Origin of the sequence: Parafrankia irregularis (assembly GCF_001536285.1) — a bacterium.
Lineage (GTDB): Bacteria > Actinomycetota > Actinomycetes > Frankiales > Frankiaceae > Parafrankia > Parafrankia irregularis.
Genome location: NZ_FAOZ01000011.1, coordinates 156,728 through 169,336 on the forward strand (window position 1 = coordinate 156,728; position 12,609 = coordinate 169,336).

Annotated in this window: 8 protein-coding genes; 2 read left to right on the forward strand and 6 right to left on the reverse strand. The window is 71.1% G+C overall.

Annotated features, from left to right (window positions below):
* Positions 1-98: 98 nt before the first annotated feature.
* From AWX74_RS18970 to AWX74_RS18990, 5 genes are all read right to left on the reverse strand, one after another.
* Positions 99-371, reverse strand: a complete 273-nt coding sequence (locus AWX74_RS18970; RefSeq protein WP_091278490.1) for a hypothetical protein — start codon at positions 369-371, stop codon at positions 99-101.
* Between the two features lie 135 nt (positions 372-506).
* Positions 507-1,709 carry a hypothetical protein gene (locus AWX74_RS18975; RefSeq protein ID WP_091278494.1) on the reverse strand — a complete coding sequence of 401 codons (1,203 nt, stop codon included), beginning with the start codon at positions 1,707-1,709 and terminating at the stop codon, positions 507-509.
* Entirely contained in the window at positions 1,706-3,757 is a 2,052-nt protein-coding gene (locus tag AWX74_RS18980; RefSeq protein ID WP_091278497.1) for a glycosyltransferase family 87 protein, read from the reverse strand. The genes AWX74_RS18975 and AWX74_RS18980 overlap by 4 nt, the downstream gene beginning before the upstream one ends.
* A gap of 137 nt (positions 3,758-3,894) precedes the next feature.
* Positions 3,895-7,287, reverse strand: coding sequence for a transglycosylase domain-containing protein (locus AWX74_RS18985; protein ID WP_165615685.1), 3,393 nt, complete (start codon positions 7,285-7,287; stop codon positions 3,895-3,897).
* A gap of 231 nt (positions 7,288-7,518) precedes the next feature.
* Positions 7,519-7,926, reverse strand: coding sequence for a DUF5318 family protein (locus AWX74_RS18990; protein WP_054569146.1), 408 nt, complete (start codon positions 7,924-7,926; stop codon positions 7,519-7,521).
* A 433-nt stretch (positions 7,927-8,359) separates the two neighbouring features.
* On the opposite strand from AWX74_RS18990, the gene AWX74_RS18995 reads away from it, so the two are divergent.
* On the forward strand, positions 8,360-9,055 hold the full coding sequence (locus AWX74_RS18995; protein ID WP_091278500.1) for a PadR family transcriptional regulator: 696 nt from the start codon (positions 8,360-8,362) through the stop codon (positions 9,053-9,055).
* 201 nt (positions 9,056-9,256) lie between these two features.
* A complete protein-coding gene (locus AWX74_RS19000; protein WP_091278503.1) occupies positions 9,257-10,330 on the forward strand; it encodes an inositol-3-phosphate synthase in 1,074 nt (357 codons plus the stop codon).
* A 183-nt stretch (positions 10,331-10,513) separates the two neighbouring features.
* Here AWX74_RS19000 and AWX74_RS19005 read toward each other — a convergent pair whose 3' ends face one another.
* Positions 10,514-12,391 carry a substrate-binding and VWA domain-containing protein gene (locus tag AWX74_RS19005; protein ID WP_091278505.1) on the reverse strand — a complete coding sequence of 626 codons (1,878 nt, stop codon included), beginning with the start codon at positions 12,389-12,391 and terminating at the stop codon, positions 10,514-10,516.
* Positions 12,392-12,609: the final 218 nt, after the last annotated feature.

The window sequence follows — 12,609 nt, forward strand, 5'->3', positions numbered from 1 at the left end:
CCACGGAATCACCCGTGGCAGGAGGAAACCAGGCGCCGGTGAGCGGAGCGCCATCTACAGGCGCGCGCACCGTCGGCACACGGTATGTCTGGTCGAGATTACTCGACCCGCCCGGTGTGGTCGGCGAGGCTCAGCAGCCGGCTGACCCGGACCCACGCGACACCGACCCCGACGACCCCGACCAGGTCGACGACGACCAGCAGCCCGCGGGCGTGCCGGGACGGATCGGCCGCCACGATCGCCAGGATCAGGAAGAGCAGGGCCAGCACGCCGGCGGCGGCCGCCGGTACCACCAGCCGCTGCGGCACGTTCGCGCGCACGGGCGCCACGGTCGGCCCCGCGCTGCCACCCTGTCGGTCGTCGCCCGTCACGGCTCACATCCTCGCGTATGTCCGGCCGGCCGGGCACGCATCCGATCAGCTCGGCCGTGTCGCACCCAGACCCGCACCCCGGCCGGACGACACCACGGCACGACGAGACACGACGAGGCACGGCGAGGCACGGCGTCAGTCCACCCAGTAGCCCTGAGTGAAGGCCACGACGAAGATCACCATGAGCGGTCCGCACACCCAGACGTAGGCGCCCCGCACCCATGGCCAGCGTGCACCGGCCCGCGCGAGCAGCAGGTACAGCGGGAAGGCGACGAGAATGCCACGGATCCCGGACGCGTAGTAGTTCGTGAAGCTCATGATCACCGTCATGAGCCCGACGAACGTCGCCTCCCCCCACCGCCTGCCCCAGATCAGGGCACCGGTGAGCAGCACACCGATGACGACCGCGAGCAGCTCGCCGCGCCAGAACCAGACGAACGTCGACGCCCCGTCGCCGTCGAAGGCCGAGCCCCAGGTCCGCGACCAGCCGTTCCAGGGCCAGTCGACGGCACGATGCCAGCCGTCGTGCATGGCGTCGGTGTAGGAGTCCCACCGCCCGCTGCGGACCCTCAGGTAGACGAGATAGCCGGCGATCGGCAGCGGCGGGATGGCCAGTGCCAGCGCCGGCCTGGCGATCAGCGGACGTCCAGCGGCGCGCCGTACCAGCACGTACTGGACGATGAGCGCGGCGCAGAACGCGATGCCGGTCACCCGCGCGGAGGCCGCCGCCGCTCCCAGCAGGCCGGCGAGCAGCCATCGGTCACGGCGCGCGGCCAGCCAGGAGGCGGTCGCGAAGCCGAGGAAGAAGCCTTCGGAGTAAGCGGCGAAGAGGAACACCGCGTACGGGAAGCACACCAGCGCGAGGACCGCGAAGCGCGCGTCGCCGTCGTCCACCTCGTCGGCCGCCAGCCGCCACAGTGCGGCCACACCGATCGCGCCGACCACGAACGAGACCACCAGACCGGCACCGATCCAGTCGGGAACGACCACGTGCACAGCCCGGATGGCCAGCGGCAGTCCGGGGAAGTCGACCTCGGTGCGGTCCGAGTAGGACGGCGAGAGGTAGCCGTAGCGGGCCACCTTGGTGAACAGGCCGACATCCCAGCGGTCCCACAGCGTCGTCAGCCCGGGGACGTCCCGGGCCGGGCCGTTGGAGAGCAGGCGCGCCCCGGCGAGCGACGCGAGGGCCACCGCGACCCGGCTCGCCACCCACAGCGGCAGGGTCGCCTGCACGCACGCGGGCAGCCGGGCCCAGGCAGTGCGCACCGCGCCGAAGCCGCCCCAGCCGCGCCGCTTCCCCGGCTCCGCCGCGACGACCTCCCGGGTCTCCGAGGTCACCCTGCGTCCCCCCGCGGGCGAAGGATCGGTGAAAGGCGCGGCAAAGCAGGCCGGACGGACTGGACGGACGGAGCAGCCAGGCCGGACTGGACGGACTCGGTGGACAGGCTGGACTCAGCAGACAGGACCGACCGAGCGGACGGCGCGGCGTGCACAGCGTGGACGGCGTGGACGGCGTGGACGGACGTGATGGACCCGGCTGCGTGGGCCGCCTCGGCTGGCCGGGCCGCTCCGGCCGGCTCGGCCTGGGCCGTGCTGTCGGCCCAGGCCCCCCGGCGCAGCGGCAGCAGGGTCCGAGCCCCGAGGCGCCCACCGCGCACATCGGGTGCCCCGTCGAGCACGCCCCCGGCCGGGTCGTCCAGTCCGTCGGCGCGGACGACGTCGCGCTCGGGCCGCAGGATCTCCGACACGACGAACGCCGCGAGCACGCACAGGACGAGGTCGCGCAGCACGACCGCGCCGACGAACCAGCCCCGGTCGATTCCGTCGGCACCGGAGGTGTCGTTGAAGATGAAGTGCATAAACCTGGTGAACAGCACCCAGATCTCGCAGGCCTGCCAGAGCAGGAACAGCCGCCAGCGGGGCCTGGCCAGTGCGACCAGGGGCAGCAGCCAGATCGTGTACTGCGGCGAGAAGACCTTGTTGGTCAGCAGGAACGCGATGACGAGGAGCAGCACGACCTGCGGCACCCGCGGGCGGCGCGGTGCCAGCAGCGCCAGGGCGATCACGCCGGCGACGGCCAGGATCAGCGCCACCGCGGTCACCGCGTTCAGGGTTCCGACGGGAATGCCGTGCTTGTGCACCGCGGTGAGCAGCAGCGGCGTGGCGATGGCGACCAGCAGCCAGCACACCGCCGCCGCACCGATGATCCGCGGGGCCCGCCAGGGCCAGTTGCGCAGCGCCACCGCGGCGAGCGCCCCGACGGCGGCGAGGCCGAGGAGCATCACGACGAGGTGCGCCGGCGCGAACCAGCCGGTGTCGTACTTCCCGGCGGCCCAGGACAGGGCGAAGGCGAGCGAGTCCCAGTCGGCGCCGCGCTCGGAGTTGAGCTCGAAGAAGCGCTGCAGGCCGTTGTGCCCGCCCGCGTACTCGCCGTCAAGCAGCGCGGTCCAGTTCCCACCGCCCCAGAAGGTGGACCAGATGCCGTCGCTGACCTTGTCCGTCCCGTTGAAGTAGCCGGCGGTGAGCCACACCGGCAGCAACACCAGGACCACCGTGCCGGCCGCGTAGAGCACGCTGCGCACCAGCGGGCGCAGCCGCCCGGCGCGCAGGCACAGCACCGCCAGGCCGACAAGGAAGAACACCGGGTAGAGCTTCGTGACGATGCCGAGGCCGAACAGGATGCCCGCCAGCCGCGGCGCTTGGCGTGACCAGGCGAGCAGGCCGCCGGCGGCGAAGGCCACGGCGAGGATGTCCCAGTTGGTCAGCAGGTGCAGCGCGAGCATCGGCGCCAGCGCGAGCAGGGCCGCGTCCCACACCCGGCGCTGGCCGGCCGTCATCGCGGTGCAGGCGACGGCCACGCAGGCGGCGATCAGGAACAGCAGCGCGGTGAAGTCGTAGAACAGCGCCGAGCGGGTGTCCATCGAGTAGTGGTCGAAGACCTGGGCGCCGGGCGGCCCGCCCTCGGTGCGGAAGACGGCGACGGGCGCGGAGCCGAGGCCGGCGAACGAGGAGACGAGCTGCATCGCCGCGCCGATGAGCGGCGGGTACTCGGTGGGGTAGTCCAGATAGGGGATCTTGCCGTCTACCAGGCCCTCCTGGCTGTAGAGGGCGACCACGTCCGAATAGCACATCCGGGTGTACTGGTACTCGTCCGTCCAGTTACGGGTGTCGCGGCAGCCGGACTTCTGCGCGTAGCCGAGCACGCAGGTGATGACCACGAAGAGCATCAGCACCCTAAGCGGGCTCCACCATGTCCGCGTGGTACCAACGACGGCGTGCCGCCCCGGCGGCCCCCCGATCAGCTCGCTGGCGCCCGCGACCACGGGGTCGTTCTGCGCCGGGCTGGACCGGGTGGGCAACGCCGGGGTCGTGGCCATGCGGGTCATTCTGGTACACGGACCTGAGTGCCCGTTCGACGACACTGATCAGGCGCCCGTGGGCCCCGTACCACCGCCGGAAGATCTGAGGACCGCGGTCGTTGTCACGACCACGGTCCTCAAGATCCTGTCCGCAGGGGCGACGGCTAATGCCCGCCGAAGATGTCGCCGACGATGCCTGTCGGCGACCTCGTCGGCTGTGGGCGTGTCGTCTGTTGGCCGCTGGTGCCGGAGGTGGCCCGGCTGGTCTGCCGGGACTGGCTGGTGCGGTTCTCGTTGTCCCCGAAGATGTCCCAGTCGTCGGTGCCACCGACCGGCGTCTGGCTCGGCAGGTCGGACGGTGTCGGCTCCGGCGTCGGCGACGGGCTGCGCAGCGTGACGGAGCCGCCGTAGGCCGGCGGGTCGAACTGCTTGATCGGCTCGCCCTTCAGGGCCGCGTCCATGAACGCCTTCCAGATCCTCGCCGGATAGGTTCCGCCGTAGACGACGCCGTTCGTAACGCCGGGGATCCCCCTGAGCTGGTCCGATTCCCTACCCTGGCCGCGGAACATGTTCACGCAGGAGGCAATCTCCTTCGTGTACCCGCAGAACCAGGCGGAGCGGAAGTTGTCCGTGGTGCCGGTCTTTCCGGCCGCCGGCCGGTTGTCCGCGAGCTTCGCCTTCGTGCCGGTGCCGTGGTCGATCACGGCCTGCAGCGCGTAGGTCGCGTCCCGCGCGACACTCGGCGGGATCACCGGGTCCTTGGAGGTCTGCGCGCTGTCCCCGCCGCGCAGGATGACCTCGCCGGAGTTGTCCTCGACCGTGGCGACGATGTGCGGGGTCGCCTGGTAGCCCCCGCTGGCCAGGGTGCTGTACACGTCGGTCATCTCCAGCGCCGTGACGCCGTCCTTGCCGAGGGTGACACCGGCGACGTCCTCCAGCTTGGTGTCCGCGTCGATCCCCATGTCATGGGCGGTCTCGATGATGTTGTTGACACCGATGTCGTTACCCAGCGGGACATACACGGTGTTGATCGACTCGGCGGTCGACTCGATCAGATCCGGATAGCCGAGATCACCCGGTTCGCTCTCGTCATTACTGAACTCGTAGGTGCCGATGTTCATATGAGCGGGGGCGTGGTAGGTCGATTTGAGGCTGATGCCCGCCTTCAGGGCTGCCACCAACGTGATGGTCTTGAAGGTCGAGCCGGGCTGAACCTCGGCGGTCGAGACGTTGTCCTCGTACTGCTCCTGGCCGTTCTCGCCCTTGCCGTACAGGGAGCCGCCGTACCAGGCGAGCACCTCACCGGTCCCCGGTTTCACCGCCACCAGGCCGGTGCGTAGTTCGGGCACGGCCGCGTAGGCCGTCCCGATCTCCTTGCTGACCGCCTGGAAGGCGGCGGTCTGCTTGGCCTCGTCCAGCGTCGTGGTGATACGCAGGCCACCCCGGTTGATCTGGTCCTCGGTGATGCCCTTGGCGTCCAGCTCGTTCAGGACCTGATCGCGGATGTAGCCGACCTGGTCGGAGGACGTGTAGGAGGAGCCCTCGTTCTTGTCGATCACCGCCGGTGGTTTCTCGTTCGCCAGCGAGGCCGGCGCCCAGCCCTCGGCGACCATCGTGGCCACGACGTCCTTCCACCGCGCCTCGGCGTCTGCCGGGTTCTCCTTCGGGTCCAGGTAGTTCGGCGACCGGATGAGCCCGGCGATCACCGCACCCTCACCCGCGGTCAGCTGGGACGCCGGTTTGTTGAAGTACGCCTTGGACGCCGCCTCGATGCCGTACGCGCCCCGGCCGAAGTAGATCGTGTTCAGATAGAACTCCAGGATCTCGTCCTTGGAGTACTTCCTGGAGATCTTCACCGCCATCACGATCTCCCGCATCTTCCGGGTGAACGTGCGGTCCTGGGTGAGATACGCGTTCTTCACGTACTGCTGGGTGATGGTCGAGCCACCCTGGGCGATCTCACCGCCGGTGACGTTCACCCACATCGCTCGCGCGATGCCCTTCGGGGAGATCCCGGGCTCGCTGTAGAAGTCCTTGTTCTCGGCGGCCAGCACCGCGTGCTGGACGTCCTTCGACACCTGCGAGAGCGGGACGTCGGTGCGGTTCACCGTCCCGATCCGGGTGATCTCGCCACCGCCCGCCCAGGTGATGATCGAGGTCTGGTCGGTCTTGACCTCGTCGGGCAGCGGGATGCGGGTGGCCGCATAGATCACCGCGAGGCCGGCGACGAACAGCAGCGAGCCGGACAGGAAGCTGGCCAGCACCAGGCGGCGGAACCAGCGCGGGCGGTTACGCCACCATCTCGGGCCATGCCGGCCCACGTTGCGCCGGGTGTTCCCGCGGCCACCGACGGCGGCGCGTGCCCCGGTGGGATTCGTGGCGGAACGTGGTCCGGTCCGCCCACCCGGGCCCTGAGGGCCACCGGGCCGCCGCCCCTCGGCGCCGCCCATCCGGGCCGCCGACATGCCGGAGCGCCCGTCGCGGTCCAGGGAGTCCAGCGAGTCGATCCCGTCGACAGCGGCGCCGCCGGGTGTCACCTTGCGGTAGACAGTCGCGTCCGCGGTGCGCTCGTGCACGTCGACCCGCCGCAGCGCGGCCTGGTCGACGGTGTCGTAGAGGGCGTTCACCTGGCCGGGTGGCTGGTCGGACGGCGACTGACGCCCCCCGCCCGGGCGGTAGGCACGCAGCCGGGTGGTGGCGCCGGAGAGCCGTTCGCTCCGGCTTCCGCCAGCCCCCGCCGTGGCGCCCGCCGCTCCCGCGGCGCCGGCGGCGCCGGTGGCCCGGGCACGTGCGGCGGCGGCCCGGCCCGCCACTGGTCGTGACGGGCGATCCGCGGCCGGCCCCCCGTTGAGCAGGGCGGTGGAGTCAGCACCCGCGCCGCCGGGCTGCGGGCGGCCGGAGCCGCCGCGACCGCCAGGCCCGCCAGCCGGGCCGGGCCCGGCGACGTCGCCGCGGGCAGGTCCGCCCGTGGGCGGGGTGCGGCCGGCCGACGTGTTGCGAGGGCTGCTACTGCGCGGGTTGGTGCTGCGGGGGTTGAGGACCCGCCCGGAACCGGTGCGCTCCGCACCGGTCTGCCGGGAACCGGATCGGCTTCCCTCCGCACGGTCGGAGAAGCCCCGCCCGCCAGACGCCGGACCGGCGTCCGCACCCGCACCCGCGTTGCGCGGCCCCGTCGTGGGCCGCGCGGGCTGACCGGGTGCGGCCCGCTGGTCGCCCGGCCCGCTGGAGCCCTGCCCCCTGGTGTCGGGACCCCTGGAGTCCGGGCCCCTGGAATCCGGGCCGCTGGGGCCCGGCCCGCCGCGGCCGGCGGCTCGACGGCCGGAGGTGGAGTCGCCACCGTCACGGCCGGCAGCGGCCCGGCGGCGAGCCGCGGCACCGGGATCGGGCGCCCAGCCGGCGGGCTCGGGGTTGCTCACCGAGGTCGCGGCCGGGTCCCCGGCGGAGTCGAAGCGTCGGTCCGGTGGCCCACCGGCCGGGCGCGGGCCGTCAGGCGATGGCTGCCCGTCGCCGGCACGAGCGCCTGTCGGCCGTGCACCCTGGCTATAGGGAGTACTCACCAGCTACCCCGTCCGTTCGCCGTGTGCCCCCCGGTCACTGTGCTGAGGCCATGATCCGGCCAGCGCTCCCCGAACCCGCGCCACCGCGCCGAAGTCGGCCGCACCCACGTGGAAGCCCACATGGCAGACCAGAATCTCATGCCAGATTCGACCACCCACGAGAGGGCACCGAAGTGTAGGCGGCCTGGACCGACACAGGCCGATCAAGGCGACGGAGCTCGGCCGAGGCTCTCAGGTGTCGGCGGCCCGTCGGCGTGACTGCTTCCTGGCCGGTGGCTCACCGGTACCGATCACGTACGACGTGATCAGGTGGTTCCAGCCACAGGGCGGACAGACCTCGACCACGTAGACGTTCAGCTCGCTGTAGCGGGTGGCCAGGCCGGGCAGTTCCTTGGTGGCTCGCACCCGGCCCGAGCTGGGCCCCAGTTCGTCACCATAGGTATAGGTGACGTTGATGAGCGGGTCGGCACCGCGGCAGACCGGGCACCGCTTCTTCGTCGGCTCGCCGTGGTACCTGGCCGCCCGTACCAGGTAGGGATGTGCGTCGCACACGTCGGCCGAGGAGACCCGGCCCGCGAACAGGTCGCCCAGCGTCGCCCTGCGGGCGAGCGCATAGTCGATGACCGACCGTGGACGCATGCCTGCCACGGTACGCCGACGGCGGTCGCCGGGCAGACGGTAACGACAGAAGTTGACGCGCTCCACGCCTTTCGCCGGCGGCAGCTCCCGGGCGCCCGACCCGGCCTTGCGGGCCCGGACCGTGCCTGGCGCGGATGTCACCCGGCAGCGGCGTCGCACGAGCCGGCGCCGAACCCACGTGTCCATCCACCGCAGTGCTTCTGGCCTGCGGCGAAACCTCGATCTGTCATCGTCCGGTCGCCAGTACGCAATCCGGTGTTGCCGTGGGCGTACCGAGGCGTCTATCCTCGATGTATCGCATCGATATGTCGGTGCGACAGTACTAGTCGATACACAGCTCCGATACACACAGCCGATACACACGGAGCCGATACACAGGCCCGGACCACCGGGCCGGTGCGGGCCTGGTAGCTGCCGCGGGAGGTGAGCGCGCATGTTGGAGCTGGCGGTGCTCGCGCTCCTCTCGGAGTGCCCCATGCATGGCTACGAGCTGCGCAAGCGACTCGCCGCCGTGCTCGGGTCCTTCCACCGCTTCAGCTATGGTTCGCTGTATCCCTGCCTGCGCCGGCTACAGGCGTCCGGTTTCGTGACCGCGGACGACGCCGGCGCGGCCGCCCGGATCGGCGGGCGCAGCCGGGTCGTCTACACCCTCACCGCCGAGGGCAAGGAGAAGCTCTCCGATCTGCTGGGTGAAGGTGGGCCGTCCTCCTGGGAGGACGAGATGTTCGGCGTCCGCTTCGCCTTCTTCTCCAAGACGGACGCGGCGGTGCGGCTGCGGATCCTCGAGGGGCGGCGCGGCCGACTCGAGGAGCGTGGCGAGAAGGTTCGCTCGGCGCTGACCCGCACCCAGAAGCGGCTCGACTCCTACACCCTCGAGCTGCAGCGCCACGGCCTCGAATCGGTCGAGCGCGAGGTTCGGTGGCTCAACGAGCTGATCGAGACCGAGCGGGCCCAGGCGCCTGCGCCCAGGCCAGGGCCGCAGGTGTTGTCCACATCATCCACAGAGTTGTCCACAGGTTCGTCCACAGCTGACGCGGAGTCGGTGGAGCCAACGGCCCCGCCGGAAGACACGCGGATCCGTGGCGAAGGCCCCAGCGACGCGGCCCCGTCCCCAGCCCCCGGCACCTAGCGCAGCGCAACACCCGCAGTGCGGCCCCGGGCATCACGGCAGGGGTCTGGTTCGGGGCGTGGTCGGGCTCGCACGGTTGACGCAGGTAGTCACCGTCCAGCCAGGTCCCGCGCCTTGCCACCCAGCAACGCCAGGCCTTCAGCAGTTCCAGGCCGCCAGCAACGCCAGCATCCCATTCACCAACTAAGGAGCGCATCCGTCATGGGTTCGGTTCGTGTCGCCATCGTCGGTGTGGGCAACTGCGCCGCATCTCTCGTCCAAGGGGTCGAGTACTACCGCGACGCCGACCCGTCGGCCCAGGTCCCTGGTCTGATGCATGTGACGCTCGGCGACTACCACGTCTCCGACCTCACCTTCGTCGCCGCGTTCGACGTCGACGCGAAGAAGGTCGGCCGCGACCTCTCCGAGGCCATCGTGGCCAGCGAGAACAACACCATCAAGATCGCCGATGTGCCCCCGCTCGGTGTCACCGTCGCCCGTGGGCACACCCTCGACGGCCTCGGCCGCTACTACCGCGAGACGATCGAGGAGTCCGACGAGGCCCCGGTCGACGTCGTCGCCGCGCTGCGTGAGGCCCGCGCCGACGTCCTCGTCTGCTACCTCCCGGTCGGCTCCGACGACGCGGCGAAGTTCTACGCCCAGTGCGCCATCGACGCCGGCGTCGCCTTCATCAACTGCCTCCCGGTCTTCATCGCGGGTGTCCCCGAGTGGGCCGAGAAGTTCCGCGCCGCGGGTGTGCCGATCGTCGGCGACGACATCAAGTCGCAGGTCGGCGCCACCATCACGCACCGGGTGCTGGCGAAGCTGTTCGAGGACCGCGGTGTCATCCTCGACCGCACGATGCAGCTGAACGTCGGCGGCAACATGGACTTCAAGAACATGCTCGAGCGGGAGCGGCTGGAGTCCAAGAAGATCTCCAAGACCCAGGCTGTGACCTCCCAGGTCTCCCACGACCTGGGCAAGGACAACGTGCACATCGGCCCGTCCGACTACGTCGCCTGGCTCGATGACCGCAAGTGGGCCTACGTCCGCCTCGAGGGCCGCGCGTTCGGTGACGTCCCGCTGAACCTGGAGTACAAGCTCGAGGTCTGGGACTCCCCCAACAGCGCCGGCGTGGTCATCGACGCCGTCCGCTGCGCGAAGGTCGCGCTGGACCGCGGCATCGGTGGGCCGATCCTCTCTGCGTCCTCCTACTTCATGAAGTCCCCGCCGGAGCAGTACCGCGACAGCGAGGCCCGCGACAAGGTCGAGGCCTTCATCCGCGGCGAGAGCTGAGCGAGCGGCACCACCGCGCGTGATCGCACGACGCTGATCGCGCCGCACTGAAGATCACGGCGATGGCCCCGAGGACGTCTGTCCCGGGGCCATCGCCGCGTCCGGAGGAAAGCCGGCATCCCGGGGCAGGCTGGCTTCGGGAGGCAAGCTGGCTTCGGGAGGCGGACCGGCGTCCAAAGGCGGTCAGCCGGGAATCTCGGTGAACGCTCCGACGAGCACCACGAAGATGCTGTTCGGGTCGAGGGCCGGGTAGCTCTGGGCGCCGGTCGCGTCGGAGATCCGGGCCAGCGCCTCCAGGTCGGCGTCCTCGCCATAGCCGATCGTGATGATCCGTACCGGATGCAGCGGCGAGTACTCGCGGCGCAGTGTCCGGACCAGCTCGTCGAGCGACATGCTGCCCGGGTCGGAGTTGCGGCCGTCGGTCAGCAGCACCACCTGGTTGGGCCAGCCCTCCTCATAGTGCTGGTTAAGGTGCCGGAACGCGGCGAGCGTGGTCTCGTACAGCCCGGTGTCACCGCGAGGTTCGATCCGGCTCATCTCGTCGATGACGGCCTGCCGGCGGGGCACCCCGCCGGCCTCGTCTGCCCCGTCTGCCCCGCCGACCTGTTCCTCCACCGGGCCGAGCCCGACGAGTTCGTCCCAGTCGTCGGCGCCGTGCAGCCGGGAGGAGAACCGCCACAGCCCGAGGTTGCTGCCGTCCGCGAACATCGGCAGGGCGGCCTTCGCGGCGTCCAACGCCACCGCCAGCCGGCTGCGGTCTCCGCTGGCAGGCACCGGCTCGGCCATGGAGCCCGAACTGTCCAGGACCATCAGCGTGTTGGTCCGCTGATGCACGCCGACGAAGGTCGCCTGCAGCGCGGTCATGACCGTCGGCACCGTCACCGGCTTCCTGCCCAGCTCCTGCGGCCGGGCCGCGAGCCCGGTCTCGGGTCCGAGGGAGTCGGCGGCCCCGTCGACGGTTCGGAAACCGTGACCGGCCAGCGCCGCCACGCCCCGCCCCGACCTAAGCAGCGCCAGCAGGTCCGCGGCCACCCGGCTTTTCACCGGGTCGGACGAGACCCGGCTCAGCTGGACGTAGCGGATCTCGTCCAGCATGAGCCCGTCGGACGGGTAGGACGCGACGAGCTCGGGCCCGTCCCCGTCCGGCAGCCGCGCGCCGAGCCCGACCCCGGCGTTGTACTGGTAGACGAGGCTCTCGGAGAGCGGGATCGCGGACAGACGCGACGCGCCCGGATCGTCGAGGCCGGTGCCGCGCAGCGTCGCGAGCAGGCTCGCGTCGGAGCCCGGGAGCAGGCTCGCCGCACGTTCGAGCCGCAGGATGGCGCTGTCGGTCGTGAGATCGTCGGTGAGGTCGTCGGTGATGTCCTTCTCGATGAGCCGCGCGGCCGGCCGGTCCAGGGCCTGGGCGACGAGGACGGTCAGCGCGGACAGGCCGGACGTCGAGGTGCGCGGGTCGGGCAGGCCGATCGTGAAACCGCCCCAGGCCGCCTTCCCGTGCGCGGCCCAGTAGTCGTCATCGCCCGGCTCCGCCAGCTGCTTACCCAGGTCCGCCCAGGAGAGCTGATGTCCGGGCCACCCGAGCGCCACCGCCATCGGCCGCGGCATCGCGATGACGACGGGCGACGTGGCGATCAGCTGACCGGTGTCGGTCAGCAGCCGGTTGGCCGGTTCGGTGGTTCGCGCCAGGGCCAGCCAGTCGGCGGAGTCAGGCACCCAGACGTCGGGTATCTCCCCGGCGCCCGGGTCGCTCCAGCCGCCGCGCAGGTACGCCGCGGCCCGGCCACTGTCGACGGCGTCCACCTGGATGGACGCGCAGTACCCGAAGACGGCGGGATGCTCGTCGCGGTAGGCCGTCGCGAGCTCCTCCATCGGGTCGGCCAACGACGGGGCCACGGCGACCGTCAGCGTCACGGTGCCGGCGCAGGTGGCGACCGCCGGACTGCCACGGAGGAACACCCAGCCGCCGGTCAGGGCTCCGGCGAGCACCGGGATCGCGGCCAGCGCCGTGATCCGGCGGACGGACGGGCCGGTGCGGCGGTACCGGTGCCGGGCACCAGACATCAGACCGGGACCTCCGAAACGGTCGATCTACGCGAGGTGACCGTAGCGGACCCTTCTCGACCCGGCTCGACCACAGACGACCGCAGTGTCTGCATTGATGCACCCCCAAAGACCCACGCGAGCATGGTGATGCCATTGCGATGACACGGAAACGGAAGTCCCCCCGGAGGGATCACCCTTCATTTCGTGGGCGCTCCTGCGGTGGCCCGCCATTCCGA